This is a genomic window from Ideonella sp., from assembly GCF_041918995.1.
Classification (GTDB): Bacteria; Pseudomonadota; Gammaproteobacteria; order Burkholderiales; family Burkholderiaceae_C; genus Ideonella.
The window spans coordinates 1-26,107 of record NZ_JAYRUN010000004.1; the positions used below are offsets into that span (position 1 = coordinate 1).

The following is a 26,107-nucleotide window of genomic DNA, read 5'->3' on the forward strand; positions in this document are numbered from 1 at the left end:
CTGCACATTGCGGGAGGCTTTGAACCAGCCCCAAACCAAAGCGAGAGCAGCCATGCTGGGAAGAATCGCAGCATCCGGCGCGAAGACGGCCCAGATGAAGACAGCCAGCAGGACGGATGCGGTTGCACAAGCCATGTACGCGGCGCCCGCAACAGGTGGCCTCATTGCCAGTAGAACTGCTAAAGCTGCTGTGACGAGGGTTGTGATGGCATGAAGCCGCAAGAAGTTTGCGCCAGGCTCAGGCATGAGTAGGCCCTGAAGCATTTCCAATGCAGTAGTGCCCTTCGGAACAGCTGTGATTAGCAGGGTATGCCACACAGCAAAGCCAAAAGCGGCAAACACGCCGTAGCAGACTGCGGCGAGAGTGGCGAAGCTTGAGGACCTGAAATTCATGTGCCAGCGATGAGGTGCGCGCGTCTTCAATGCCTAACGTTCGACGTAACCGGCGTGCACAGGCCGCAGGCCGGAGCACGTCCGGTTGACGGAGGGGTTAGACGCCAAGCGCCTCTGACACGCGGGCATGATACGGAGGCTCGATGATGACGAATTCGTCGGGTACCGGCAGTGCGTTCGCACAGTGGGAAACATCCACACTTGCGAGGTGGCCACTCTTCCCAACAAAGATCGTGAACTCGATTGAACCGGTCGGCTCCACGGTGGCGAACATCAATTCGAACACTGCGCCATAGTTGCCTGGCCGAGCCAATAAAGGCACGCCTGACTCTTCTGGTACTTCGATGTCGAAGCTGTTGCAACCGCATTCGCAGGTGCGAGTTATGCGACCTGACTTGAATGCGGCCAGAAAGCGCTCGCGCGCCGGAAACTCGTTGCGGGACGCAAGGAAGGTGGCCCACTTGGCTGCGCGTGCCTCACTATTGCCCATGGCGTCTAACGTTCGACGTAAGGGGCGGCCCGCCTGCGGGACGTCCCCTTGACGGAGGGGTTAGGCGCCCGGCTAGAGGAGAGCTGATGGCCCAGTTGACATGGCATTGCTACTCGGCCTCCCAATTTGGCTGCTCGGGGCGCATGCTGAGCCTCGCTGGTGGAATTGTCTTCTCGTACTCGACGAACCAATCGATGCTCATAGGGCCTGCGCAAAAAACCTCGCCGTTGACGCGATCGACAAAGATTGGGACGTTGCCAACGAGCGCTTCCTCTTCCTGGGATCGATCGGCTAGGTACTTCTTGCTGTTCCAGCAAAACAGCCATCCGTAAGGTTTGACCTTTGTCCGTTCTCGATCAATGGCGGCACCGCCGTTGGTGACGATATCGACCCAGGCTTCGGCGATCTTTCGCGCTTGAACAAACGTGACCATGCTAGTGAGGCGCCTAACGTTTGAACTCAGCGGCCGCCGAAGGCGGTCCGCTGGAGTGAATGGTTGGGCCTGCCCGGATGGCCCACCGAGGGGGCGGTGGTACCAGGCAGCCCGCGACCGACGCCAGCGAGGGCGGCGGCAGTGTGGCGACAGAGCACCGAGAGGGCTTCATGGCGGGTTGACCGGGGCTTTAGCTACCGTTCGCGCAGGCATAGCTCTCACATCTTGTACGGTGGGCAACCGCAAGCTTCGCGCTGAGCCGACCGTGCGCTGGCCGCCGAAGGACGGACGGCCCACACGGGCCGCGACAGTACCGTAGCCACACCGGAAGACCGTTGCCAGACGCTCAGGCTAAAGGCGGGCGACCAACTGAATAGCGGTCGCCCAGCCGGCAAGACCGGCCTTTCAGACAGTGGCAGACCCGTACTGCACGGCACGACAGCAACCGAGCCGAACTGAAGCTGTACACCTACCTGGGACACGGCTGACCTGAGGCCCAACGTTCGACATGAGCGGCGGCTTGCAGACGGCGAAGCCGGCTGTAAGACGTCCGCTCGATGGAGGGGTTAGACCCCTGCGGGCGAGCAGAGTAGCAGGGATAGCTTTGCATTTGCGAATGATGCAACTAGCGAAAGATTTCGCATTGCCCCTGACTCAAACGGTTCGCCTTGCGCCTTGACCTGGGCAGAATACTTCTTCCACTTGCCGGAATCGAGGAACTCCGCAACATCAGCCACTTGGTCAAGCTTGGCCCACATAGCGTCAGTAGACAGTTCCCCACGCAGATGACGGCCAACAACAAAGCCGATGAGCAACGCCTCGGGATCAAGCCAATGCTCCACTTCGAGCCCGACATCTTGCTCTACGGCTGCCAGCGCTTCAACGCTGGAACTCGCGGTAGATAACAGCAAGACCCAGGACGGCGGCTCTTGCTGAGACAGAACTTGCGAATCGGCCCACGCTTGCCACTGACATGGACGAACACTCGCCTCCGCCCGAAGCGCAGCACGCCATAGCTGCCGCGCCTCATGTAGGGGTAACTGGTTCACAGGGGTCTAACGTTTGAACTCAGCGGCCGCCGAAGGCGGTCCGCTGGAGTGAATGGTTGGGCCTCGGCGCTGGCCTGCCGAGAACGGGGTGGCAGCGAGCAGCGCGAAGTCCGTAACCAGCAGGGCTGGCGGCTTGGCGACGACGAGGACTGGGCCGGGCTGCATGGTGGGCTGCACGGGCTTTCAGCGACCGCTCAAGCGAGCATAGCTCTCACATCTTGAACGGTGGAAGCAGTGAGCTTCGCGGCAAGCCGACCGTGCCCTGGCCGCCGAAGGACGGACAGCCCACGCGAACCGTGAAAGTACCCTCGCCACACCGAAGGACCGTAGCAGGGGCACACGCCGAGAACTGGAGGCCAACAGTAGAGGGGTGAAACGCTGGCGACGACCAGGCTTTTGGCAGTGAGCCGAGCTGTGCCCCACGCAACCGGCGCGACGGAGCCAAACCAAACCGGCTACCCACCTGGTACACGCTCGACCTGAGGCCCAACGCTCGACGTAAGGGGCGGGCGCAAGCGGGCGAAGCCCGCTTGTGGCCGTCCCCTTGACGGAGTTGTTAGGTGGCTGGTTGAAGCGCACGGAAGGAAGGCTCGCCTGCTAGAACCGTGTGGAGTTTCTCACCGACCGCCTCTAGGAGCTCAACGGGCACTGGAAGAAGCATGCCCTTGAGCCCATTCATGGGGCGCTCATACGAGACGCCGACCCTCCACTCAGCTGGAACCTGACCTATGGAGTCGTCCATGACCCCGACAGAGACAGTAAACCTTCTTCCCGCCTCCGTTGCCACAAGGCACCAGCCCCAATCTTCCTGAATCGGGTCAGACACACTGAGCGCCACACGGGCGAGCTTGTCCTGCAGCCAGGCCGCGAAGTCTTCACCAAAGCAACGATCGTTGATGAAGTGAGGCTTCCGCTCCGTAGCGTTGAATAGGTCCGTCCAAAGGATGAAAGCTCGCTCGTTCATGAGCTGTGCCACCTAACGTGTTTTAGGCATCACGAAGCTGCCCAGATGTGGCTAGAAGATCCATAGCTGGCCATGCTAACGCCAAATATGGATAGGTGAGCGCGACAGCCGCGGGGGAGGCGTCGGCGTTCTTTCGCGGCGGCGCTACGCTCTTCGTCCAGGCGGGCGGCGGTTGCGCAGCAGCCCCATTTGGATGGCTGCGGCGCGGGGCATGCGCCATGTCTTGTCCTTGGGGTCCCATTCCGCGCCCATGGCTTGCGCGGCGCGGCGCGTGGCCGCGTCGTCGAAGGCAATGTGCACGCGCACCAGCGGTTGGGGGCGGATGGGGCGCTGGTCGATCACCAGTTCGACCGTGGTGTAGCGGTGGCCTCGTTCCCGGTCGTCGCGGTAGCGGACGCAGACGAGGGCATCGCCGTGCTGCTGCAGCGCGCCCTTCGTGCCGGGGCGGCCCGGCTTGATGCGTTTGGTGACTACCGTCGCGTCGGGGTGACACACGACCGCGACGGGCCTGTGGCGGGGGCCTGCCGGCGTGGATGGTGGGCAGGCGTGGGCGTCCGTCGCGTTCTGGGCAGCGGGGCGGTAGACGTAGGTTCTTGCCATGGTGGCATCCTAGCGCGATACTGGATGGAAACACAGTATTGCTCGGGGAGTCGTCTGCCATGCGTTCTGACGCGACCGTGTCTTTGCCCGCGCCCGCGCCCGTGCCTGGCCCGATGGCGTCGGCTGGTGAGTCGTCGGTTCTGCCGCCGCCCTCAGCGGCGCCGCCGCGGCTGCCCGCAGGCGGCCCGCCGCCGGCCCGCCTGCTCGACCAGCTGCGCGAGCAGGTGCGCTACCGGCACTACAGCCTGCGCACGGAAGAGGCGTATGTGCATTGGGTGCGCGCGTTCGTGCGCTTCCATGGGGCGGCGCGCCATCCGCGCGAGATGGGGCGCGCAGAGGTAGAGGGCTTCCTCGCGTGGCTGGTCGCCGAGCGGCAGGTGTCGCCGTCCACGCACAAGCAGGCGCTGTCTGCGCTGCTGTTCCTCTTCCAGGCCGTGCTGGGGCAGCACCTGCCCTGGATGACCGAGCTGGCCCGCCCGCGGGGGCAGCCGCGGCTGCCGGTGGTGCTGTCGGTGGCCGAGGTGGCGCGTGTGCTGGGTGCCTTGCCGCCGGAGCATCAGCTGTTCGGCCGTCTGTTGTATGGCACCGGCATGCGGCTGCTGGAAGGGCTGCGCCTGCGGGTGAAGGATGTCGACTTCGCCCGTCAGGTGGTGATCGTGCGCGATGGCAAGGGCGGCAAGGACCGGGTGGTGATGCTGCCGGCTGCCCTGCAGGTGCCTCTGCGCGCCCAGCTGCGCGCGGCGTGGGCGGTGCACCAGGGTGACCGGGCCGCGGGCGTGCCCGGCGTGCATCTGCCGCATGCCCTGGCGCGCAAGTACCCCCGCGCAGCCGATTCGTGGACGTGGTTCTGGGTGTTTCCGCAGGCCGCCCTGTCGCGCGATCCGCGGGGGCCCGATGGCCCGGCGGGCCATCGGCGGCACCATGCGCACGAGCAGGCGTTCCAGCGCGCGTTCAAGCGCGCCGTGCAGGCCGCAGGGGTGGCCAAGCCGGCCACGCCGCACACGCTGCGGCATTCGTTTGCCACGCACCTGCTGCAGTCCGGGGTGGACATCCGCACGGTGCAGGAGCTGCTGGGCCATGCCGATGTGAGCACCACCATGATCTACACCCACGTCCTGCGTGCGGGCACGGGCGGGGTGCGCAGCCCGCTGGACGACCTGGACGGCGCCTTCGGTGTGGCGGCTGAGGCGCCCGGCGCCGGCCCATCGCCGGTTGCACGGCGGGGCGCGGCCGTGGTGGCGCGTGAGCCGGCCGCTGAATACGGCGCGCCGGCCGGGCCGGGGCGGGCGCACGTCACCGGCGTGCGGCTTGCCGGGCTGCCTGCTTCTGGGCTGGAACCATGCCGTCGTCTTCCCCACGCGCCTCGCGGCTGCCGGCCTACGCCGAGCTGCTGTGTCGCAGCAGCTTCAGCTACCTGACGGGCGCCTCGCAGCCGGCCGAACTGGTGCTGCAGGCCCAGGCGCGGGGTTACGGCGCGCTCGCGCTGACGGATGAGTGCTCGTTGGCCGGGGTGGTGCGTGCCTGGGAGGCGGTGCAGGATCTGGCCAAGTCCTCCCAGCCCGCGCAGGCCGCTGTGGGTGGCGCACCTGGGGGGCCGGCGCTGCACTTCATCGTGGGTGCGCTCATGCAGCTGTCCGATGAGGCGCTGGCATCCCATCCGCATCGCGCCTCCGGCGCCGGCGCGCGGCTGGTGGTGCACGCGCTGGACCGCCGGGGCTACGCCAATCTGTCGCGCTGGATCACCGTGGCGCGGCGCCGGGCGGCCAAGGGCAGCTACCTGGCGCATGCGTCGGATGTGGAGGGCAAGGAGCCCACGGCGCCCCACCTCGCCGGCCTCGGCGGCTGTGCGGCGCTGCTGCTGGTGGACGGCCCCGACCCGGGCCCCGGCCAGGCCGACGCAGCGCCCGGGCCGCCGGTGTTCGAGGCGCTCTACGCCCAGGCCATGTGGCTGAAGACCTGGCTGGGCGACCGCGCCGGGCTGGGCCTGGCGCTGCGCCACCGGCGCTTCGACGACGAGCGCATCGCCGTGGCGCGGCGGCTCGCCCAGCTCACCGGCCTGCCCATCGTGGCCGTGGGCGATGTGCTCATGCATGCGCGCTCCCGACGTGCGTTGCAGGACGTGCTGGCCGCCACCCGGCTGCGTTGCACGGTGGCGCAGGCCGGGCTGCGGCTGGAATCCAACGCCGAGGCCTACCTGCGCCCACGCTCGCGTCTGGCCGATCTGTACGAGCCCGCCTGGCTGCAGGCGGCGGTGGATTGGGCGGCGCGCTGCCGCTTCTCGCTGTCCGAGCTGCGCTATGAGTACCCGCGCGAGCTGGTGCCGGCCGGCCACACGCCCGCCACCTGGCTGCGCACGCTGGCCGAGCAGGGGGCCGCGCGCCGCTACCCGGCCGGCGTGCCGGCGGATGTCCGCGCGCAGATCGATCACGAGCTCGCCCTCATCGGCCGCCTGCAGTACGAGCCGTACTTCCTCACCGTGGCCGATCTCGTGCACTGGGCACGCAGCCAGGGCATCCTGTGCCAGGGCCGGGGCAGCGCGGCCAACTCCACCGTGTGCTATTGCATGGGCGTCACCGAGGTGGACCCCACGCGCACGCAGCTGCTGTTCGAGCGTTTCGTCAGCGCCGAGCGCAACGAGCCGCCCGACATCGACATCGATTTCGAGCACCAGCGGCGGGAAGAGGTCATCCAGTACATCTACCGCAAGTACGGCCGCCACCGCGCCGCCATGACGGGCGTCATCATCAGCTACCGCCGCAAGTCGGCGCTGCGCGACGTGGGCCGTGCGCTGGGCTTCGACCTGGACCGCATCGAGGCCGTCACCAAGCAGCAGGCCTGGTGGGACGGCGGTGCCCGCTTCGACCCCGAGCGCCTGCGCGAGCACGGCTTCGACCCGGCCTCGCCGCTGGTGCAGCAGTGGGCGATGCTGGCGTCGCAGCTGCGCGGCTTCCCGCGCCACCTCAGCCAGCACCCCGGCGGCTTCGTGATCGCCGCCGACGACGTGACCACCTTGGTGCCGGTGGAGAACGCCGCCATGGAGGGGCGCACGGTCATCCAGTGGGACAAGGACGATCTCGATGCGCTGGGGCTCATCAAGGTGGACGTGCTGGCGCTCGGCATGCTCAGCGCCATCCGCCGCGGGCTGGCCTGGGTGGGCTGGAAGCGGGGGGAGCCGCCATACCCCATCCAGCGCCTGACCGAGCAGCAGGACGACCCGGCCGTGTTCGCCATGCTGAGCGCGGCCGATGCGGTGGGCGTGTTCCAGGTGGAAAGCCGGGCCCAGCTGTCTATGCTGCCGCGCCTGAAGCCCCGGCGCTTCTACGACCTGGTGGTGGAGGTGGCCATCGTGCGCCCCGGGCCTATCCAGGGCGGCATGGTCCACCCCTACCTGCGCCGGCGCAACGGCGAGGAGCCGGTGGTCTACCCCAGTGCCGACATGGAGCAGGCCCTGGGCCGCACGCTGGGCGTGCCCATCTTCCAGGAGCAGGTGATGCAGCTGGCCATGCTGGCGGCCGATTTCACCCCCGGCGAGGCGGACCAGCTGCGCCGCGCCATGGCCGCCTGGAAGCGCAAGGGCGGCCTGGGGCCCTTCCACGACAAGCTGGTCACCCGCATGGTGGCCAAGGGCTACGAGCGCGAGTTCGCCGAGGCCATCTTCCGCCAGATCGAGGGCTTCGGCGAGTACGGCTTCCCCGAGAGCCACGCCGCCAGCTTCGCGCTGCTGGTGTATGTGAGCGCCTGGCTCAAGCGCCACCACCCCGATGCCTTTCTCGCGGGCCTGCTCAACAGCCAGCCCATGGGCTTCTACGCACCCGCGCAGCTGGTGCGCGACGCGCGCGCCCATGGAGTGTGCGTGCGGCCGGTGGACGTGATGGCGAGCGATTGGGAGTCGGTGCTCGAACCGGCGGGGGCGGCGCCGGTCGTGACGCCGGCCGAGGCCGTGGCGGCCCACAGCCCGCCCGCGCACACGCTGCACCCCGTGCGCCTGGGCCTGAGCCGGCTCACCGGCTTCCGCGAGGACGCGGCCTTGCGCGTCATGGCCGCCCGCGCCGAGGCCCCGTTTACCAGCGTGGAAGACCTGGCTCGCCGCGCCGAGCTGGACGCGCACGCCCTGCGCCTGCTGGCCGACGGCGGGGCGCTGGCGGCGCTGGCGGGGCACCGGCGCCAGGCCGCCTGGGCGGTGGCCGGCGTGGACACACGCAGCATCCCCGAGCGCAGCGGCGCCCCCGTGCTGCGCGCCACCCGCACCGATGAGCCGGAAGAGCCCCAGCTCGCCGCGCCCTCGCTGGGGGCCGAGCTGCTGGCCGATTACCGGCGCACGGGCCTGTCGCTCACCGCCCATCCGCTGGCCCTGCTGCGCCCCCAGCTGGCCCGCTTCAAGGTGCTCACCGCCGCCGAGCTGGCCCATTGCCGCGACGGCCAGCTGGCCCGCGCCAGCGGCCTGGTCACCCACCGCCAGCGGCCGGACACCGCCAAGGGTGTCATCTTCGTCACGCTCGAGGACGAGACCGGCGCGGTGAACGTGGTGGTGTGGGCCAGCGTGGCCGAGGCGCAGCGCACGCCGCTGCTCGCCGCCCGGCTGCTCACGGTGTATGGCGTGTGGCAGCGCCAGGGCGCCGTCACCCACCTGGTGGCCAAGAAGCTGGTGGACCACAGCGCGCTGCTGCGCGAGCTGGACCGCACCGCGCCCGAGTTCCGCGGCCACAGCCGGGATTTCCACTGACTCCCGCCGGCATGCGGCTTGCCACCACAATGCCCGCATGAATCCGCCCCCTCATCCCGATGCCCCCCAGGTGCTGCAGTGGCTGCCCGCCCAGGGCCGCCCGGAGCAGCTGATGCTCGTGTTCCACGGCGTCGGCGACAGCGCCGCCGGCATGGTGCCGCTGGCCCAGGCCCTGCGCCGCGCGTTCCCGCAGGCCGCCGTGCTGGCGCCCGACGGCTTCGACCCCTTCGACGGCGATCCGTCCGGCGCGCTGGGCGGCCGCCAGTGGTTCTCGCTGCAGGGCATGGACGAGGACCGCCGCGCCGAGCGGGCGCGCGCCGTGCTCCCGCGCCTGGCCGCCTTCGTGCGCGGCGCGCAGCAGACCACCGGCGTGGGGCCCGCGGCCACCGCGCTGGTGGGTTTCTCGCAGGGCGCCATCTGCGCGCTCGAGCTGGCGCAGGCGAACGATGGCCTCGCCGGCCGCGTGCTCGCCTTCGCCGGGCGCTACGGGCAGCTGCCCGACCAGGCACTGGCCCACACCACGCTGCACTTCTTCCACGGCAGCGACGACGACGTCATCCCCGTGCACCATGCGCGCGATGCGATGCAGCGCATCGCCGAGCTGCAGGGCGACGCCACCATCGACATCGCCGACGGCGTGGGCCACGAGCTGCCCCCGGTGCTGGTGCAGGTGGCCATCGAGCGCCTGCGCAGCCACATCCCGCACCGCACCTGGGCACGCGCCCTCGGCGCCGTGCCCGGCCTGGCCGAGCGCATGGCCGGCCGGTCTTCCGAGGGCGACGGCGACCTGCCGCCGCCCGCTCCCCCGTCCATCCACTGATCCGGCATGGTTTGGCACGACGACCTCGGCGCCCTGCGCGCCTGGGCCAGCACCGCGCGGCCCGTCTTCATCTGCGGCCAGGAGCGCAGCGGCACGTCCGCGCTGCTGCTGGCCATGTCGCGGCACCCGGCGCTGTTCCCGGTGCCGGACGTGTTCGAGACCTTCATCTTCCGTTTCGCGGCGGACCTGCTGAAGGACCCGCCGCGCAAGATGCAGCAGGGTTACCTGCGCGGCGAGGAACCGCTGTCCGCGCTGCGTTCGCAGCTGGCCCTGCTGGCGGGCGGCGACCCGGCCCGCCTGGCCGACGACGACCTGGTACGCGCCTTCTTCGCCTTCGCCGCGCACGAGGTCTATCCCGGCCGGCGGCCGCTGGAGAAGACGCCCTCGCACGTGCATTCGCTGCCGCGCATCTTCAGCGTGTTCCCCCAGGCGCGCGTGCTGGCCTGCGTGCGCGAGCCCACCGAGGTGGTGGATTCCTACCGCAAGCGCCTGGCGCGCGAGCAGGCGCTGGGCAAGCCGCCCGAGTCCTGGAAGTGGCTGCAGCTGACCGACCAGCAGCTCATCGAGCAGTTCCGCCGCGTCGACCGCGCCCTGCGCGAAAGCGTGTCCTTCGCGCCGGGCCGCGTGTTCCAGGTCCCGTACGGCTGGCTCACCGCCGACCCGCGGGCCGCGCTGTCGCAGATCTGCCAGTTCCTCGGCGAGCCCTTCGACGAGGCCATGCTGGTGCCCAAGGCCGGCCGCAAGGACCGCGTGGACGAGCGCCTGGGCCAGCCGCTGTCGGCCACCGGTGACAGCCGGGCCAGCACGCTCACCGAGGCGCAGGCGGCCAAGATCGCCTGGGACACGGGGCGGCTGACGCGGCGCTGGCGGGTGCCCGGGCCGGTGCAGCCCGAGGCCGACCCGCCGCAGGCCGCGGCCGCCGCGCGCGCCTGAGCCGCCGGCGCGGCCGCCCTGGCGGCGGGGCGGCTGGGCGGCACCGCGGCACGGCACACTACGGATTGTTCCCGACCCGCCGTGTGCCCGGATGCTGTTCCTGCTGTCGCCTGCCAAGACCCTCGACTACGACTCCCCCGTCCCGCCTGGCCTGGCCGAGCGGGCCACCCGCCCGCGCTTCGTGGACCGCGCGGCGGCGCTGGTGCAGGTGCTGCGCCAGCTCACGCCGGCCGACGTCGCCTCGCTCATGCACCTGTCGGACGCGCTGGCGCAGCTCAACGTGGCCCGTTATGCCGCCTGGTCCACCCGCTTCACCGCCGCCAACAGCCGCCCCGCGGCGCTGGCCTTCGCGGGCGACGTGTACGAGGGCCTGCAGGCCGCCACGCTGCCGGTGGCCGACTGGGAATGGGCGCAGCAGCACGTGGTGATCCTCTCCGGCCTGTACGGCCTGCTGCGCCCGCTGGACAAGCTGCAGCCCTACCGGCTGGAGATGGGCACCCGCCTGGCCGGCCCCGGCGGCGAGCGCGACCTCTACGCCTACTGGGGCGACACGCTGGCGCAGGCGCTGCATGCGCAGCTGGCCGGCCATGCCGCCAAGGTGGTGGTGAACCTCGCCTCGCAGGAGTACAGCCGCGCCGCCCTGCGCCCGGCGCTGAAGGCGCGGGTGGTGGACTGCGTGTTCGAGGACTGGCATGCCGGCGCGTGGAAGGTGATCAGCTTCCATGCCAAGCGGGCCCGCGGCGCCATGGCGCGCCATGCCATCGTGCAGCGTGCCCGCACGCCCGAGGACCTGGTGGGCTTCAACGCCGATGGCTACGCCCACGACGCGGCGGCCTCCACGGCCGACCGCCTGGTGTTCCGGCGCCGCTGAGCCGCGGGCCGCGCTCACTCGTCCTTGCGCAGGTTGCTCTCGTAGGCCTGCTTCGGGTCGGCGGCGTCCTCGTTGCCGCGCCCGTGCACCTGGCCGGCCTCGCCCGGTTCCCACAGGGTGCCGGCATGCGCGCTGGCGGGTTCCTCGCGCTGCTGGCGTCCCAGTTGTACCTTGGCCATGGCGTCGGCCAGGCGCGGCATCACACGCGCGATGGTGGTGTTCAGCACGGCCATCGCGCCCACGCGCGTGTGGCGCGTCGGTCGGGTGGCGGCGTCCAGGATGGCGCGCGCCACGCGCGCCGGCTCGATCATCGGCGTGGGCAGCTTGGGCGCCTGGCTCAGGTAGTTGGCCGCGTGCTCCGGGAAGGGCGTGTCCACGGCCGTGGGCTGGATCAGGGTCACGGAAACGGGCGCCTCGTCGGCCTCCAGCTCGATGCGCAGGGCGTCGGTGAAGCCCTTCACCGCGTGCTTGCTGGCGCTGTAGTGACCCTGCAGCGGCACGGCGGCGTCCGACACCTCGCTGCCCACGTTCACGAGCGCACCGCCGTCGCGGCGCAGGTGCGGCAGGGCCACGAGCGAGCCGTGCACCACGCCCCAGTAGTTGATGTCGAACAACCGCCGCGCGTCTGCCACGGGCACCTCGTCCATGCGGCCGTAGATGGACAGCCCCGCGTTGTTCACCCAGGTGTCGATCCGCCCGAAGCGGGCCACGGCGGTGTCGGCCGCACGCTGCACGTCGGCCGGCTCCGCGACGTCGCCGACCACGGGCACCGCCTCGCCGCCCTCGGCCTGCACGTGCTGGGCGATGCGCGCCAGCGTCTCACCGCTGCGTGCCAGCATCACCACCTTGGCGCCGGCCTGCGCCGCCAGCAGCACGGTGGCCAGGCCGATGCCGCTGGAGGCACCGGTGACGACGATGACCTGGTGGTCCAGGGGCTTGAGGGAGGGGTTCATGGAGAGTCCCTGGCAAGGCCCGTGCCGCCAGCCGGTCGCCCGGGCCTGCTAAGGTAGCGGCCATCATGTCCGTCCCGCCCTCCGGTTCCCCCCGCGTGCCGGCCCGCCGTGGCGAGCGGGCGATGGTGCCCGTGGCCGGGCCCGCCGCCCACTCGCCCGGCGAGCGGCTGGCCGATGCCCTGCTCGACGTGCTGGGGCATGTGCCGCGCTCGCGCGAGCCGGTCAGCAGCGATCCCGCCGAGGCGGTGCGCCGCCTCACCGCCCGCGCCGCGCGCCAGGCGGCCTCGGCGGCCGGGGCGCTGGCCTTGCCGCCGGGGCCGCTGGGCTGGCTCACCGTGCTGCCCGAGCTCATGGCGGTGTGGCGCATCCAGGCCCAGCTGGTGGCCGACATCGCGGCGGTGCATGGCCGACAGGGCCAGCTGGGGCGCGAGCAGATGCTGTGGTGCCTGTTCAAGCACACCGCCTCGCAGGCCGTGCGCGACCTGGTGGTGCGCGCCGGCGAGCGCTGGCTGGTCAAGAAGGCCGGCGCCGTGGCGCTGCGCGCCGCGGCCCGGCGCGTGGGCGTGAAGCTCACCCAGCAGGGCGTCGCCAAGGCGGCGTCGCGCTGGCTGCCGGTGGTGGGCGCCATGGGCGTGGCGGCCTATGCCTGGCACGACACCCGCCAGGTGGCGCGCTCCGCCGCCGAGCTGTTCGCCCGGCCGGTGGACGTGGTCGACGCCGGCGGCGAGGTGATCGACCTGCCGGCCGAGCCGGACTGACACGAACGGACACCACTGGGCGGGGCACCCGGCGCGCCGATTGCTGCGCCGCGGTGTTCCACTGCACTCCCCTCCAGACTCGAAAGAGAGGCCCCCGATGTTCCTGCGTACCTTGTCTGCCCTGATGCTGCCGCTGGCCTTGTCGGTGGCCGCGCATGCTGCCGCGCCGGCGCAGCCGCCCGGCCCGCCGCGGCTGTCGGTCAGCGGTGCCGACGTGCTCGACCCCTCCGGCAAGCCCATCCTGCTGCGCGGCTGGAACTGGGGCCACTGGGGCAAGGCCCAGCCGCAGGACGGCGCCGAGAACGCGGCCCAGGGCGCCAACGTGGTGCGCATCCCGCTGCGCTGGTGGGGCTTCTACAAGGGCCGGGGTGGCACGGTGGACAGCCGGGAGGACGGCGCCACCGCCACGGCCGGCATCGACCCGGCCAACCTGCGCCACCTGGACGACATGGTGCGCTGGGCCTCGGCCGCCAAGCTGTGGATCGTGCTGTTCGTGGACAGCGACTGCGGGCAGAACGGCACCCAGGACGCGCGGGAGCGCCAGTACTGCGACCCGCAGGGCCGCTACCCGCAGGGCCACAACTTCTGGACCGATGCCGAGGCGCGCAAGCGTTTCATCAACGTGTGGCGTTTCGTCGCCGCGCGCTACAAGGACACGCCCTACCTGGGCATGTTCGAGCCGCTGCCCGAGCCCAACCCGCCGGGCGTGCCGGATGCGCAGATCGCCGCCTTCTACGACGAGCTGATGGCGGCCATCCGCCCCGTGGCGCCCGGCGTGCCGTTCCTCGTCGGCGGCCGGGCCTACAAGGCCCCGGCCATCCGCGGCGTGTACAACCCGGCCTGGAAGGACGTGGTCTACACCGGCAACCTCTTCCTGCACGCGCGCAAGGCGGGCGGCGGCGAGGGCGCGCTGCAGGACATCCGCCAGCGCGCCCAGGAGCTGCTGGCGCTGCGCAACCAGCACAAGGTGCCGGTCTTCGTGCAGCAGGTGGGCGTGCGCTCGGGCGAGGACCCGGACCGCCGCATGGTGCGCGGCGTGCTGCAGCACCTGGTGGACCAGCGCATCGGCTTCGCCTACTGGGAGTACCGCGGCTCCACCAGCCCCGACGAGTACGGCGTGCACTACGAGCGCGGCAATCAGTGGGTGGCCAAGCGCGAGTGGATCGACGCGGTGAGTGCCGCGTTCCGCACCGCGCCTTAGGCCTTCGGGGCGCCCGCCCAGGCCTGCTGGAGGCAGCGCGCCGCCAGCGGCACCAGCCCCTCCGCCACCTCCTCCTTCGGCAAGGTGGCGAAGGGCAGGGGGGCGGCCGGCTCGCCGTCCCACAGGCTCAGCTGGGCCGGCAGGTTGCCGGAGGTCAGGATCACGGGCAGGCCGGGGCGCAGGCCGTGCGCCGCGTGGGCGAGCTCCAGCCCGGACACCTCCGGCATGTTGAGGTCGGTCACCAGCAGGTCGAAGGCGGCGGGGTCGGCGGCCAGCGTGCGCAGGGCCTGGGCCGGTTCGCAGCAGGTGGTGACCACGCAGCCCGCCCGCTGCAGCAGCTGCGCCACCATGAGCGCCAGCACCTCGTCGTCGTCCACGTACAGCACCCGCGCGCCCGGCAGGCGCGCGGCGGGTGCGGGCGCGCCGCCCGCGGGCGACGCGGTCGTCTCGGGCAGCGGCATCGCGGGCTCGGCCTGCGGCAGCGCGCCCGGCGCGGCCGGCAGCCACAGCCGGAACACGGTGCCCAGGCCCGGTGCGCTGTCGAGCGTGACGGTGCCGCCGTGGCCGGTGACCATGCCGTGCACCACCGACAGGCCCAGCCCGGTGCCCTCGCCCGGCGGCTTGGTGGTGAAGAACGGGTCGAAGATGCGGCTGTGCAGCTCGGGCGGGATGCCGGGGCCGTCGTCGGCCACCTCCAGGCACACCCAGCCGGCGTCCGCGCCGCGCCCGGGCGGGGCGACGGCAGGGGCCTGCGCCGCGTGCGCGTCCACCCGCGAGGCGCGGAAGCGCACGTGGCCGCCGCGGCCGCCCAGTGCCTGCCAGGCGTTGGTGCCCAGGTTGATGAGCGATTGCACCACCTGGGTGGCGTCGGCCATCATGGGCAGCGGGTCGTCGGGCAGTTCCCCATCCAGGCGCATGCCCGCCGGCAGCGCGGCCCGCAGCAGCCCCATGGCCTCCGCCACCAGCACGCGCGCGTCGCAGGGCTGGCGCTGGGCGGGCTGCTGGCGCGAGAAGGCGAGCAGCTGTCGCACCAGCTCGCGCGCCCGCAGGCCGGCACGGCGGATGGCGTCCAGGCGCTCGGCCGCCGGGTGGCCGGCCGGCAGCTCGTCGCGGGCCAGCACCTCGTTGCCCAGGATGGCCGCCACGACGTTGTTGAAATCGTGGGCGATGCCGCCGGCCAGCACGCCGACGGCTTCCATCTTCTGCGCCTGCGCCAGCTGGCTCTGCAGGGCCTGGCGTTCGGCCTCGGCGCGGCGCCGGGCGCTGATGTCGCGCAGGAAGGCGGCGAACAGCGGCTGCCCCTGCACCGACAGGTCGCTGAAGCTCACTTCCACCGGCACGTCGGATCCGTCGGCATGGCGGGCCAGCGTTTCGGTGCCGCGCCAGTTCAGGCGGCGCTGGCCGTCGCGCAGGTAGCGCGCCATGCCGGCCACATGCGCCGCGCGCAGGTGCGGCGGCTGCAGGACGGCCAGGTCCTGCCCGATCAGGCTCTCGGGCGCGTGGCCCAGCAGCTCGCGCGTCGCCGGGTTCGCAAAGAGGATGCGGCTGTGGCCGTCGATGATGACCACCGCATCGGCCGTGGCCTGCCACAGCAGGCGGTAGCGCTGCTCACCTTCGCGCAGCGCCTGTCGGGCGGCGATCAGCTCGGCCTCGAGCTGATGGGCGCGGTCCAGGGCGCGCTGCAGGGGGTCATCCGGGAGCGGGTCAGGCGCGGTCACGCGGCCAGCATAGCGGAGCTCGGCGCGGCGCGTGCGTGCACGCTTGCACGGTGCTGACGGCGCTGCCGCCGGATCGGCCGGTTGTCATTGACGGCCGTCAGGCCGGGGGCCGGACGCGGGCCGATGTGTGGGCAGTCCGTCACACCGCGCATGCCCCACCGGTTCACTGTCATGCCAATCGACCGATAGGGATCGTCAATGCCCGGGCCGGGGCCACAACTCCGGCCATGCCCATTCATACCGGAGGATCCATGTTTCAGAACCTGAGCTTCAAGCGAAAGATCGGCACGCTGGTGGGCGTGGCGGTCGTCGGCATGGCGGTCGTGACCGCGGTGTCGTTCTTCCAGCTGCGCGACCGCATCGTGCAGGGCCGCACCGACCGGCTGGTGACGGCCGTCACGTCGGCCCACTCCATCGTGCTGGCATACCAGGAGAAGGCCGCCGCGGGCGCCATGCCGGTGGAAGAAGCGCAGAAGGCGGCCAAGGACGCGCTGCGCGTGGCCCGCTATGGCGAGGGCCGCCAGGACTACCTCTACATCTGGACGGCCGAGGGCGGTGGTCTCATGCACCCCATCAAGCCCGAGTGGGACGGCCAGCCGATGATCGGCAAGGTGAAGGACCTGGACGGCATGGACATCGTGCAGGCGCTGGTGACCGCGGTGGGCAAGCAGCCCGACGGCGCCTTCGTGCCCACGCAGTTCCCCCGGCCTGGCCAGAAGGAGCCGGTGCCCAAGCTGCAGTACGTGCAGTCCGTCAAGGGCTGGGGCTGGATCGTGGGCTCGGGCGTCTACATGGACGACGTGGACGCCGAGGTGCGCGCGGCGCTGTGGCGCACGCTGGCCATCACCGTGGCGGTGCTGGGCACGATCGGCACCCTGGGCGTGGTGGTGGCGCGCAGCGTGCTGGGCCAGATCGGCGGCGACCCGGCCGACGCCCTGCAGGTGATGAACCGCGTGGCCAAGGGCGACCTCTCGGTGAACCTGGGCACGCATGCGCGGGGCAGCCTGCTCGCCGGCCTGGACGAGATGATCGCCTCGCTGCGCGGCACCGTGGCCCAGGTGCGCCGCTCCACCGATTCCATCGCCACCGCCTCCAGCCAGATCGCCGAAGGCAACCATGACCTGTCCGCGCGCACGGAACAGACGGCATCCAACCTGCAGCAGACGGCCGCGTCGATGGAGGAGCTGACCGGCACCGTGAACCAGACCTCGGCCTCGGCCCGCCAGGCCAACGAGCTGGCGGCGTCGGCCTCGGAAGCCGCCGAGCGCGGCGGCCGCGTGGTCACCGAGGTGGTGGCGACGATGGAGGAGATCAACCAGAGCTCGCGCCGCATCGAGGACATCATCGGCGTGATCGACGGCATCGCCTTCCAGACCAACATCCTGGCGCTGAACGCGGCGGTGGAGGCCGCGCGCGCCGGCGAGCAGGGCCGCGGCTTCGCCGTGGTGGCAGGTGAGGTGCGCAACCTCGCGCAACGCTCCGCCAACGCCGCCAAGGAGATCAAGACGCTGATCGCCGCCTCGGTGGAACGGGTGCAGTCCGGCACGCAGCTGGTGGGCAGTGCCGGCACCGCCATGGCCGACATCGTGCAGCGCGTGCGCCACGTGAGCGGCATCATCAACGAGATCACCCATGCCGCCGCCGAGCAGTCGCAGGGCATCGGCCAGGTCAATGCCGCGGTGACCAACCTCGACCAGATGACGCAGCAGAACGCCGCCCTGGTGGAGGAATCGGCCGCCGCTGCCGAGAGCCTGCGCGAGCAGGCCCAGCGCCTGGCGGACGTGGTGCAGGTGTTCCGGATCGAGGGCTGAGGCGCGGCCGCCTCGTCCCGGCCTCTTGCCTGCCTCTCCCCCGCCGCTCAGCGCGTGGGGCTGGGGACCGGCACCGCGATGCCGGTGGCCTCACGCTGCACGCCCAGGTAGCCCTCGACGGTGTAGAGCATGCGCCCGGCCGCATCGATGTCCCGCACCTTGGTCGCGTTGTCCCAGGGGTTGCGGTCGGTCATGGTCTTCAGGTCGTGCACCTGCCACGACCCGTCCGGCTGGCGGTCCCAGGCCACCGCGGCGAACTCGTCCGGGCGCAGCTTGGGTTTGCGGTCCTCGCAGTAGCCGGCGATCACGCTGTCCGGGCTGATCGCCATGGCGAAGCAGCGCAGGAAGCCGGGCAGCATGGGCAGGTGCTGCGGCAGGCGTCGGCCGAGCGCCGGTGACCAGTAGAACGCATGCCCGTGGCCGAGCGGCTGGCCGTCCGGGCCGGTCGCGTCCTGCATGCCCACCACCTCGTCGCGGTCGTTGACGTCCAGCACGCGGGTGGCGGGCGCGAACGCCTTGACCCCGGTCCGGGGCGACCAGAAGAAGCCGGCCATCGAGCCGGCGGGCGTCACGTCCTTGAGCTCCAGAACGCCCACGACATGGCCCTGGCCATTGATCGCTTCCGCCCGCATGAGGCGCACGCCACGCGGCATGGGCAGCACCCTCGGCTTGCCCTCGGCCGACCAGACGACCGCCCGACCCGGTAGATCGGGGAGGGTGTAGTCGATGACGGTCCCCGCCACCTGGCCGGCGTCGTTGATTCCGACGGCGTAGGTCCACGCTTGCGGCAGGTTGAGGCTCTCGCCGAGATCGACGACACCGCCGGTGGCGGGCCACAGCACCGCCCGGCCCGGCGCCCCGTCGCTGAACTGCCATCCCACCGCGCTGCCGGCCTCGTTGACGCCCGCCGCCGTGCCGCCGGTGTACAGCGGGGAACTCAGCGGCAGGAAGGTGTAGCCGCCCTCGGCTGCGGTGCGGATCGGCATGACGGCCGTGCGATGCTGGCCGACGATGACGCCCGACGAGTTCATGCGGCTGGGCACCACGTCCGGGTCACGCGAGAGCTCGACCAGGCGGTATTCGCTCGCCACCTGGCCGGCGGCAGGCTGCGGCTGAGCGGCGGCAGAGCCGGCGAGAAGTGCCGCGGCCAGGCCGAGGCCACGACCGACGAGGGGGCGGCCATGGTGGCGACTTGCCGCCGCATCCGGGGCTGGGGGGTGTGGCATGGGGCTTCCGTCGATCGAAAGCGCCATGTTAGGCGGGGCGTCCCGGTCGAGCGGTGCCGCTGTCGATGAACGACGCGCCGACCCCCTAAGTGCCACTGGCTGCCGGTGGGGTCCCGGCGCCCCTGACGGCAGAGAATCCGCCGCTTCATCCCCAGGAGCTGGCATGGACCACCCACGTCGACGCATCACCCTCGGTGCCCTGGCCGGCGCCGCACTGGCGTACGCGCCGGCCACCCGTGCGGCAGCGTGCCGCTACCTCATCGAACCCTTGGCCGACACGGGGGTCGCCCAGGTCCTGCCCCAGGCGATCAATGCCAGTGGCATGGTCACCGGTTCCGCCAGCACGAGTTGGCCGGGCGGCCGGTATGGCAAGGCCTTCAAGGGCGTTCCCCAGCGCATGAAGCTGGCTCCTTGGGACGGCGAGGCGTCGACCGGCGTGGGCATCAACGACCTGGGCGTCGTCGTCGGCCAGCACGAACAGCCGGTGAACATGCCCGCCTGGCGCTGGGACCGGGAGGGCCTGTCGCCGATCGCGGTGGCCGGCGCCCCGACGCTGGACCATGCGGCGGACATCAACAACGCGGGCCTGATCGTCGGGACCACGCTCAACACGGACATGTGGCTCACCGATGGGCACGACATCGTGTGGTTGCCGCGCCTGGCCGGGCAGACACGGGTCTGGGCAGGACGCCTCAGCCACGCCGGCATCGCCTGTGGCTGGCGGCTGCTGGCCGACGGCGTGAGCGATGCCTTCGTGTGGGACGGCGCCGAGGCGACCTCGCTGCAGCTGCCCTTTGCCGTCCAGCACGCGCGGGACATCAACGACGCGGGGCAGGTGTGCGGCGATGTCCGCAGCGACGTCAATGGGTTGCCGCAGGCGTTCATGTGGGACCGGGGAAGGCTCCGGCTGCTGACCGGCGGCCCGGACTTCGCGGTGAACGCCGCGATCGCCCACGCCATCAACCGCCACGGCGTGGTGGTGGGCGATGCCAAGGCCTCACCGAAGGGCCGCAAGCACTACGGGACGGCCTTCATCTGGAAGGACGGGGTCATGCAGGACCTCAACGTCGTCACCGGGGCCCAGGCGCAGGGATGGTTCCTCGCCACCGCGACAGGCATCAACGACCGCGGCCAGATCGTGGGTCGCGGAGCACCGACACGCCACGGCCGCCTCCTGGGCTACGTCGCCACGCCGGTGGCTTGCGGCCCCTGAGCCCTGGCCGCCACGGCCCGTCGGCTGACCACCCGGCTCAATCGGCCCCGTCGCCTCGGGGGACGGCGCCCGCGAGTGCCATGAACAGGCGCATGCCGAGTTCGGCCAGGTCGTCTGTCGACGGGCCTGGGTAGACCGTGTGGGCGCGCTGGGGGCACGCGAAGAGCTCTTCGCGACCGAGGTAGGTGCGCGCCAGGCCGCTGTTGCCGGGTCGGTACCGCTCGACCAGCCATGCGGCGGCGTCGGGCGCCAGCAGGCGCCGTTGATCGCCGGCATCGCCGAGGTCCCTGATGGCGTGGAGGAAGGCGGCGCGGTGCGCGCCGCTGCCGGGCAGGCGTGCGAAGAGGTTGGCGAAATGGCAGGCCGCCGGCGAGAGCCGGGGCTGGGCACGCTGCCCGGCCGTCAGCGGGGGCAGCCGGGCGCCAATCACTTCCGCGAAGTCGTCCACCACGCTGTCGCCCACGAGGCGGCCGGGCTCGTGCACCCGCAGCACGATCGCGCCTTGCCCGAACGGCTCGCTCCATTCCGCCACGCGGGCCGCATAGTCGAACAGGCCCAGCTCGCGATGGCGCTGCACGAAGTCGTCGAAGGTCAGGCTCGCCATCGGCAATGGCACGCGGCTCTTGGCGACCTGGTTGAACCAGGACTCGACCCAGAGGTCCTGCCGGCGCAGGTAGCAGACCACGCGCACATCGAAGTCCTGCAGCACCTCCGCCACCCAGCCGAGCGCACGGCGTCGCAGGGTGGGGCGCTGCTCGAAGAGGTGCCAGAAGACCTCCTCGCTGAGCACCACGCCCGGCTCGGGGGCCTGGCGCAGTTGGTCCAGGAACGGCATCCACACGTCGCCCGCGCGCGCCGGCTGGTCGCCTGCCTCGTGGAGCGCGTCCACCAGGAACCGGTGCTGGGTCTTCAGCCGTGCGCCGGCAGGCACCTCGGGGTACAGCAGGCCCTGGCGGCTGAGCGCCTCGCGGTGGCGGTGCAGGTGCAGCTGCAGGGCGGTGGACCCGGTCTTGGTCTGGCCGATGTGAAGGTACAGGCGCTTGCGCATGGGTTCGCCTACACGCGGTAGCGGCGCCCTTCGGCGCGGCCGTAGCGGCGGTAGTGGGTGACGGGGTCGATGCCGGTGCGGGCGACGTCCTGGTTCAGCGCCAGGTACTGGGCGGGGTCGAAGTCGGCCGGCAGCGGCGTGGCCGGGGGCACCGCGCGGCGAGGGTGGTGGCCGGGTGCGGCGGTGACGCGCGCCAGGGCATCGCCCAGCCGGCGGGCCAGCCGGTGCAGGGCGCTGGCACCGCGCGCCGGCGGACGCGGGCCCGCGGGTGGACCGGCCTGGGCCCGCCGCAGCCGGGCCAGCTCGGCCAGGTCGCGCTCCAGGCGCTGACGCAGTTCGCGCACGGGCACGGCGGCGGGCGCGGCGGTGTCGCCTGGCGGCGTGGCCGGCGCCTCGGGCGGCCGGGCGCGCAGCCGGAAGGGCGCGTCCAGCAGCAGCAGCGTGCGACCAGCCTGGCGCTCGGCCACCTGCGCCCAGAACGCGGGTCGGCCCGAGTCCTGCAGGCGCGCCACCCAGTGGGCCTGCAGGGCATCGAACCGCTGCACGAACTCGGCCAGGCGGTCGAGGTAGCGCTGCATGGCGGCCAGGCGCTGCGCCGGTGCCACGGCGGGCAGGGCGCGGGCGCTGCGTGCGCCGTGGTTCACCAGCACGGTGGCGCGGCGCGGCGCGTCGGGGGCGGGCATGCCTGGGTAGAGGAAGGGCCGCACCGCTGCCCGTCCGGCCAGGTCGTCGGGCGCTCCGCCCTGCAGCAGGCGCTCGAAGTCCGCGTCGGACAGCGGCTCCATGGCCGGGCCCGCCACCTGGGGCAGCACGCGCCGGTAGTGCACGTCGAAGGCCGGTGTCAGCAGCTCGCCGTCGGTGTCGCACAGGGCGTCGAGCACGGCCTGGTACAGGGCGATGCCGGCCAGGTCGTCGATGGCCGCATGCTCGGCCAGGCGGCGCTCGAACCAGGCCGCCAGGGCATCGGGCCGCGGCGCCGCGTAGGTGAGGTTGATGAGCACGCCGTGCAGGATGGCCTGGTACTCCTGGGCGTGGCTGTGGCCGGGTTCGTGCCAGGCCGCGAGGTGGGGCAGCGTGACCACCGGCAGCCCGGCGGCGCGGGCGCGCAGCGAGTACTCGATGTCGTCGCCACGCAGGAAGAAGGCCGCGGGCAGGCCGAGCCGGCGCACGGCTGCCAGCGGCAGGCCCAAGAAGATGAAGGTGGTGTACTCGCAGCGGTTCAGCGGCCCGAAGGCGTCCAGGTGCTCGAAGCCGTCCAGCGCCAGGCCGTGCCTGAGCAGCGTGGGCGAGAGATGGCGCTCGGGCGGCGGGCCGCCGGCGTCCACCGCGCCGGTGGCGGGCGAGCGGCCCCAGTGGCCGCCGTCCTCCCACACCCGGGTGGGCGCACTCTTCATCAGCACGGGCAGGCTGCACACATGGTCGCCGCGGCGCAGGGCGGCGTGCATCCAGTAGCGCGACAGCGATTCCATCGACAGCAGCAGGTCGTCGTCGAGGATGAGCACCTCGTCGGGCACGGCGGCGCCGGCCGCCTCGTCGCGCGCCACGTCCAGCAGGACGCGGTGCAGCAGGTGGCTGGCGTTGCCGCCGCCGCCCAGGTTGGGGCCGGTGTGCACCTGCAGCGCCAGGCCGAGCGCCGCGGCGTCGTGCCAGTGGGCCTCGGCGTCCGCGCTGGTGTCCAGCACGTGGAAGCGGGTGCGGCGCAGCAGGGCCTCGTGCCAGGGGTCGTGCTGGGCGCCGTCGGCCAGGCGCTCCAGCTGGGCGCGCAGGTCGGCGCTGCGGCCCCAGGTGCGCATCAGCACCGCCAGGCCGGCCCGCGGGCGCGGCGCGGTGCGGGTGCACCAGGCGGCCTCGTGCAGCCGGGCGCCGTCGATGGCGTCCAGGTGCCAGAACAGCCGGGTCGCGGGCGGCAGCGCCGACAGCGGGCCGAGCGGCAGCACATGGCGGCTGCGTTCGGGCGCGTCGAGGGTGCGCTGCTGCACGCACACCGGCGGCCGGCCCGGCGCCGCGCCCATCACCCGCACCCGCAGGTGGCCCTGCGCCTCGATCACCAGGCCCAGCTCGCCGGCCTGCGTCAGCTGGGCCCAGGGCTCGGCGTAGAAGCTCTGGCGCAGCGTGCCGCCACCCAGCCAGTCGTCGGCCCGCAGGTCGATCCAGGGCGCATACGGCGGCCAGGCCACGCCCTCGCTGGCCGCCAGGTACAGCGAGGGCGCGCCGATGAGCGAGCGGTCCAGCGCCTGCAGGCGGTACCAGGGGCCGCGGTCGTCGCAGTGCCAGGCGGGCAGGGCGGAAGGCAGGGCGTCCAGGGGCATGGCGGTCGGCGCGGCGGGTGGCCAGAAGGGGCACCCGGCCATGGTGGCGTGCGTGCATGACGGTCGCCCCGCTGTCCCTGGCCCGAACGGCCTGCGTCCGCGTCACGCCGCCGTCACGCCCGGGTCACGCCGCGGGCCTAACCTGCCGCGTCCTGCCTCCACGGCCCTTCGCGCCCCCTGCCTGTGCCCATCCCCTTGTCCAGCACGCCGGACCTCGGCGACGCCTTCCTGCGCGGCGCCGAGGCGGCGCAGTCGATCGCGTCGCCGCAGCAGTTCTTCGTCTGGCTGCGGCTGCACCTGCACCGCTTCGTGCCGCACGACCTGGCGCTGTGCTGGGCCCGCGCGCCCGGTGCCGGCGAGCCGCGCGTGCAGGTGCTGAACTGCGTGCCCCTGGCCCCGGCCGTGCAGCAGGGGCTGGACGATCCGTCCTCGGCCTGGTGGCCGCAGGCGGCCGACCAGTGGGGCCAGGCCGACGAGCGCGCCTGCGAGGTGGCGCCGCCGCCCGCGCTGCGCGCCGCGGGCTTCGGCCCGGCGTGCTGGCACGGCGTGCGCTGGGCCCCGGCGGCCCGGCCGCAGCTGGCCTTCGCCTTCTTCCGCCAGTCCGCCGGTGACGCCGCCGCCGTGGCGGCCAGCCTGGCCGCGCTGGACCTGTGGATGCCCTACCTGCACTTCGCCTGGTGGCGCGCGGAGGGGGGCGCCGTGCGACCGGCCGGCGCGCGGGCCGAGGGCCGCGCCAGCACGCTCACCGCGCGCGAGATCGAGGTGCTGTCCGCGGTGCGCGAGGCGAAGGCCAATGCGCAGATCGGCGCGCAGCTGGGCATCAGCCCGCTGACGGTGAAGAACCACCTGCGCAGCATCCAGCGCAAGCTGGGCGCCCGCAACCGGGCGCACGCCGTGGCCGAGGCCATGGCCCGGCGGCTGATTTCGTGACAGCTGCATGCGGCCGCATGGCCCGAACGCCCGGGCGGCACGCGTCGGCGTGACCACACGCCTGTCACCCCGCCTCGCCACAGTGCCGCCTTGTTCGGCACGCCTTCATCGCGGCCGACACCCACCACACACACGATGGAGTACCGCATGAAGATTCGCCTGATCGCCCTGGCCGCGCTGGCCGCCACCGGCTCGGCCCACGCGCTGACGCCGGCCCAGATCGACACCGCCCGTGCCGCCGGCACGCTGAAGGAGGTGTACATCGCCGGTGCCTCGGCCCAGCGCCTGTTCATCGGCGCCTGGTTCCAGCAGAACTGCAAGTCCACCACGTTCGACGTGTTCTTCAACGGCACCGGCAGCGCCCCCTCGGGCAGCAACCACCGCGCCTACTCCTGCGAGCTGAGCAAGAAGGTCGGCAACTGGGTGGCCGGCACCCAGGTGCTGCTGGTCAAGCGTGACCAGGGCGGCTCCACCCAGGGCGTGAACCCCATCGCCACCGGCACGGCGCAGGACATGATGGTGGTGGACGGCACCTGCACGGCCACCGGCAACCCGCGCCCGGCCACCGACATCCTGGTGCCTACCTACGCGTGCAACGGCGTGTCGTCGCGCGTGGCCGACGCCGGCGTGTCCGACGTCGAGCCGGCGCTGTTCCAGAAGCCCGTGAACCTGCTGGCCCCGGCCGTGGCGGTGAACACCTCCACCCTCGATTCGCGCGCCTTCAACCAGACCATCATGGGCGTGGCGGTGAACAAGAAGCTGTACCGCGCGCTGCAGGAGGCCCAGGGCCTGATCCCCGCCGGTGGCGCGCTGGACGACGCCCCGGCCAAGCAGCCGTCGCTGAACTCCGCGTTCGTCGCGGCCGCCCTGTCGGGCAAGCTGTCGGGCAGCACCGCCGCCAAGCTGGGCTGGAACGCCGTGGTGCCGGCCAGCGTCGACTCCGCCATCCTGTCCAAGCAGGTCAACGTGTGCCGCCGCAACATCGGCTCGGGCACGCAGGCGTCCTTCAACGTCGAGTTCCTGAACGCCGGCTGCGGCACGGGCACGGCGGTGCACACCCCCGTGGGCCAGACCGTCGGCACCGCCAACTCCACCGCCATCACCTCGCCGGCCCTGGCCGAGACGGGCACGCTGGCCTGGAACCTGGCCTCGGGCTCCAGCACGGTCGAGTCCTGCCTGGGCACCACGGTGGAGAACCTGCCTGGCACCGCCTACGCCATCGGCATGCTCAGCCGCGAGAACACGCCCACCCCCACGGGCACCGGCACCGACAAGGGCTACCGCTTCGTCAAGCTCGACGGCGTGGCGCCGCTGCGTGACAACGCCAAGACCGGCGAGTACGGCTTCGTCTACGCGGCCACCATGCAGTGGCACAAGACGCTGCTGACGGACGCCGACAAGAAGGCCTTCCTGAGCAACCTGCGCACCAACGGTGGCCGCGCTTCCGCGCTGAACATCGCCGACGTGGACACCCAGCAAGGCGTGCTGGCCCTGCCCACCACCTACACCGGTGCCTACGCCGACATCACCGACCCGGTGACCCTGAAGTTCGCCTCGCGCATGGACCGCAACACCGCCGCCAGCTGCTCGCCGCTGCGCCTGGTGAAGTAGGCGGGCCTTCCTCCACGCATTGCCGTCGTTGGGCGGGCCGGCTGGCGACAGCC

Annotated in this window: 20 protein-coding genes and 1 pseudogene; 11 read left to right on the forward strand and 10 right to left on the reverse strand. The window is 72.0% G+C overall.

Going from position 1 to position 26,107, the window contains the following annotated elements; genetic code table 11:
- The 5 genes from ACE3UN_RS04335 to ACE3UN_RS04355 all read right to left on the reverse strand — a co-directional run.
- A partial coding sequence (locus ACE3UN_RS04335; protein ID WP_374673690.1) for a hypothetical protein occupies positions 1 to 393 on the reverse strand: 393 nt, incomplete at its 3' end.
- Between the two features lie 97 nt (positions 394 to 490).
- Positions 491 to 883, reverse strand: coding sequence for a hypothetical protein (locus ACE3UN_RS04340; protein ID WP_374673691.1), 393 nt, complete (start codon positions 881 to 883; stop codon positions 491 to 493).
- Positions 884 to 992: 109 nt separating this feature from the next.
- Entirely contained in the window at positions 993 to 1,316 is a 324-nt protein-coding gene (locus ACE3UN_RS04345) for a YrhB domain-containing protein (RefSeq protein ID WP_374673692.1), read from the reverse strand.
- 566 nt (positions 1,317 to 1,882) lie between these two features.
- A complete protein-coding gene (locus ACE3UN_RS04350) occupies positions 1,883 to 2,227 on the reverse strand; it encodes a hypothetical protein (protein ID WP_374673693.1) in 345 nt (114 codons plus the stop codon).
- A 1,246-nt stretch (positions 2,228 to 3,473) separates the two neighbouring features.
- Entirely contained in the window at positions 3,474 to 3,929 is a 456-nt protein-coding gene (locus tag ACE3UN_RS04355; protein ID WP_374673694.1) for a hypothetical protein, read from the reverse strand.
- Between the two features lie 140 nt (positions 3,930 to 4,069).
- Between ACE3UN_RS04355 and ACE3UN_RS04360 the strand changes: the two are divergent.
- From ACE3UN_RS04360 to yaaA, 5 genes and pseudogenes are all read left to right on the forward strand, one after another.
- Positions 4,070 to 5,089 (forward strand): annotated as a pseudogene (locus ACE3UN_RS04360) (integron integrase); the annotation flags it as partial.
- A 179-nt stretch (positions 5,090 to 5,268) separates the two neighbouring features.
- Positions 5,269 to 8,652, forward strand: coding sequence for an error-prone DNA polymerase (locus ACE3UN_RS04365; protein WP_374673695.1), 3,384 nt, complete (start codon positions 5,269 to 5,271; stop codon positions 8,650 to 8,652).
- Positions 8,653 to 8,689: 37 nt separating this feature from the next.
- A complete protein-coding gene (gene ypfH / locus ACE3UN_RS04370; protein WP_374673696.1) occupies positions 8,690 to 9,472 on the forward strand; it encodes an esterase in 783 nt (260 codons plus the stop codon).
- Between the two features lie 6 nt (positions 9,473 to 9,478).
- A complete protein-coding gene (locus ACE3UN_RS04375; protein WP_374673697.1) occupies positions 9,479 to 10,405 on the forward strand; it encodes a sulfotransferase in 927 nt (308 codons plus the stop codon).
- Positions 10,406 to 10,496: 91 nt separating this feature from the next.
- Entirely contained in the window at positions 10,497 to 11,276 is a 780-nt protein-coding gene (gene yaaA, locus ACE3UN_RS04380; RefSeq protein ID WP_374673698.1) for a peroxide stress protein YaaA, read from the forward strand.
- 14 nt (positions 11,277 to 11,290) lie between these two features.
- Here the strand turns inward: yaaA and ACE3UN_RS04385 are convergent, their stop codons facing one another.
- Positions 11,291 to 12,229 (reverse strand): SDR family oxidoreductase, encoded by a 939-nt coding sequence (locus tag ACE3UN_RS04385; protein ID WP_374673699.1) that lies wholly within the window; start codon positions 12,227 to 12,229, stop codon positions 11,291 to 11,293.
- Between the two features lie 65 nt (positions 12,230 to 12,294).
- Here ACE3UN_RS04385 and ACE3UN_RS04390 point away from each other — a divergent pair, with 65 nt between their 5' ends.
- Positions 12,295 to 12,987 carry a hypothetical protein gene (locus tag ACE3UN_RS04390; protein WP_374673700.1) on the forward strand — a complete coding sequence of 231 codons (693 nt, stop codon included), beginning with the start codon at positions 12,295 to 12,297 and terminating at the stop codon, positions 12,985 to 12,987.
- Between the two features lie 97 nt (positions 12,988 to 13,084).
- Entirely contained in the window at positions 13,085 to 14,188 is a 1,104-nt protein-coding gene (locus ACE3UN_RS04395) for a glycoside hydrolase family 5 protein (protein ID WP_374673701.1), read from the forward strand.
- Here the strand turns inward: ACE3UN_RS04395 and ACE3UN_RS04400 are convergent.
- The gene (locus ACE3UN_RS04400) at positions 14,185 to 15,906 is read right to left on the reverse strand and encodes a PAS domain S-box protein (RefSeq protein WP_374673702.1); all 1,722 of its coding nucleotides are present in this window, start codon (positions 15,904 to 15,906) and stop codon (positions 14,185 to 14,187) included. The two genes, ACE3UN_RS04395 and ACE3UN_RS04400, sit on opposite strands and share 4 nt — an antisense overlap.
- A 251-nt stretch (positions 15,907 to 16,157) precedes the next feature.
- Here ACE3UN_RS04400 and ACE3UN_RS04405 point away from each other — a divergent pair, with 251 nt between their 5' ends.
- The gene (locus tag ACE3UN_RS04405) at positions 16,158 to 17,717 is read left to right on the forward strand and encodes a methyl-accepting chemotaxis protein (RefSeq protein ID WP_374673703.1); all 1,560 of its coding nucleotides are present in this window, start codon (positions 16,158 to 16,160) and stop codon (positions 17,715 to 17,717) included.
- Positions 17,718 to 17,764: 47 nt separating this feature from the next.
- Here the strand turns inward: ACE3UN_RS04405 and ACE3UN_RS04410 are convergent, their stop codons facing one another.
- The gene (locus tag ACE3UN_RS04410) at positions 17,765 to 18,943 is read right to left on the reverse strand and encodes a hypothetical protein (protein ID WP_374673704.1); all 1,179 of its coding nucleotides are present in this window, start codon (positions 18,941 to 18,943) and stop codon (positions 17,765 to 17,767) included.
- Positions 18,944 to 19,106: 163 nt separating this feature from the next.
- Here ACE3UN_RS04410 and ACE3UN_RS04415 point away from each other — a divergent pair, with 163 nt between their 5' ends.
- Complete coding sequence (locus ACE3UN_RS04415; protein ID WP_374673705.1) at positions 19,107 to 20,156, forward strand: hypothetical protein; 1,050 nt, start codon at positions 19,107 to 19,109, stop codon at positions 20,154 to 20,156.
- A 37-nt stretch (positions 20,157 to 20,193) separates the two neighbouring features.
- Here ACE3UN_RS04415 and ACE3UN_RS04420 read toward each other — a convergent pair whose 3' ends face one another.
- Both ACE3UN_RS04420 and ACE3UN_RS04425 read right to left on the reverse strand, forming a co-directional pair.
- The gene (locus tag ACE3UN_RS04420; protein WP_374673706.1) at positions 20,194 to 21,204 is read right to left on the reverse strand and encodes a hypothetical protein; all 1,011 of its coding nucleotides are present in this window, start codon (positions 21,202 to 21,204) and stop codon (positions 20,194 to 20,196) included.
- 8 nt (positions 21,205 to 21,212) lie between these two features.
- Positions 21,213 to 23,513 carry a glycosyltransferase family 2 protein gene (locus ACE3UN_RS04425; RefSeq protein WP_374673707.1) on the reverse strand — a complete coding sequence of 767 codons (2,301 nt, stop codon included), beginning with the start codon at positions 23,511 to 23,513 and terminating at the stop codon, positions 21,213 to 21,215.
- A 195-nt stretch (positions 23,514 to 23,708) separates the two neighbouring features.
- Between ACE3UN_RS04425 and ACE3UN_RS04430 the strand changes: the two genes are divergently transcribed.
- Both ACE3UN_RS04430 and ACE3UN_RS04435 read left to right on the forward strand, forming a co-directional pair.
- Positions 23,709 to 24,443: a response regulator transcription factor gene (locus tag ACE3UN_RS04430; RefSeq protein ID WP_374673708.1), complete on the forward strand. Its 735-nt coding sequence runs from the start codon at positions 23,709 to 23,711 to the stop codon at positions 24,441 to 24,443.
- A 147-nt stretch (positions 24,444 to 24,590) separates the two neighbouring features.
- Positions 24,591 to 26,054 carry a hypothetical protein gene (locus tag ACE3UN_RS04435; RefSeq protein WP_374673709.1) on the forward strand — a complete coding sequence of 488 codons (1,464 nt, stop codon included), beginning with the start codon at positions 24,591 to 24,593 and terminating at the stop codon, positions 26,052 to 26,054.
- Positions 26,055 to 26,107: the final 53 nt, after the last annotated feature.

Bases quoted from the DNA above. Each gene is read 5' to 3' on its own strand.
- ACE3UN_RS04340 (WP_374673691.1), bottom strand. From the start codon at position 883: ATGGGCAATAGTGAGGCACGCGCAGCCAAGTGGGCCACCTTCCTTGCG.
- ACE3UN_RS04345 (WP_374673692.1), bottom strand. From the start codon at position 1,316: ATGGTCACGTTTGTTCAAGCGCGAAAGATCGCCGAAGCCTGGGTCGAT.
- ACE3UN_RS04355 (WP_374673694.1), bottom strand. From the start codon at position 3,929: ATGGCAAGAACCTACGTCTACCGCCCCGCTGCCCAGAACGCGACGGAC.
- ACE3UN_RS04365 (WP_374673695.1), top strand. From the start codon at position 5,269: ATGCCGTCGTCTTCCCCACGCGCCTCGCGGCTGCCGGCCTACGCCGAG.
- ypfH (WP_374673696.1), top strand. From the start codon at position 8,690: ATGAATCCGCCCCCTCATCCCGATGCCCCCCAGGTGCTGCAGTGGCTG.
- ACE3UN_RS04375 (WP_374673697.1), top strand. From the start codon at position 9,479: ATGGTTTGGCACGACGACCTCGGCGCCCTGCGCGCCTGGGCCAGCACC.
- yaaA (WP_374673698.1), top strand. From the start codon at position 10,497: ATGCTGTTCCTGCTGTCGCCTGCCAAGACCCTCGACTACGACTCCCCC.
- ACE3UN_RS04385 (WP_374673699.1), bottom strand. From the start codon at position 12,229: ATGAACCCCTCCCTCAAGCCCCTGGACCACCAGGTCATCGTCGTCACC.
- ACE3UN_RS04390 (WP_374673700.1), top strand. From the start codon at position 12,295: ATGTCCGTCCCGCCCTCCGGTTCCCCCCGCGTGCCGGCCCGCCGTGGC.
- ACE3UN_RS04395 (WP_374673701.1), top strand. From the start codon at position 13,085: ATGTTCCTGCGTACCTTGTCTGCCCTGATGCTGCCGCTGGCCTTGTCG.
- ACE3UN_RS04405 (WP_374673703.1), top strand. From the start codon at position 16,158: ATGTTTCAGAACCTGAGCTTCAAGCGAAAGATCGGCACGCTGGTGGGC.
- ACE3UN_RS04410 (WP_374673704.1), bottom strand. From the start codon at position 18,943: ATGCCACACCCCCCAGCCCCGGATGCGGCGGCAAGTCGCCACCATGGC.
- ACE3UN_RS04415 (WP_374673705.1), top strand. From the start codon at position 19,107: ATGGACCACCCACGTCGACGCATCACCCTCGGTGCCCTGGCCGGCGCC.
- ACE3UN_RS04420 (WP_374673706.1), bottom strand. From the start codon at position 21,204: ATGCGCAAGCGCCTGTACCTTCACATCGGCCAGACCAAGACCGGGTCC.
- ACE3UN_RS04425 (WP_374673707.1), bottom strand. From the start codon at position 23,513: ATGCCCCTGGACGCCCTGCCTTCCGCCCTGCCCGCCTGGCACTGCGAC.
- ACE3UN_RS04435 (WP_374673709.1), top strand. From the start codon at position 24,591: ATGAAGATTCGCCTGATCGCCCTGGCCGCGCTGGCCGCCACCGGCTCG.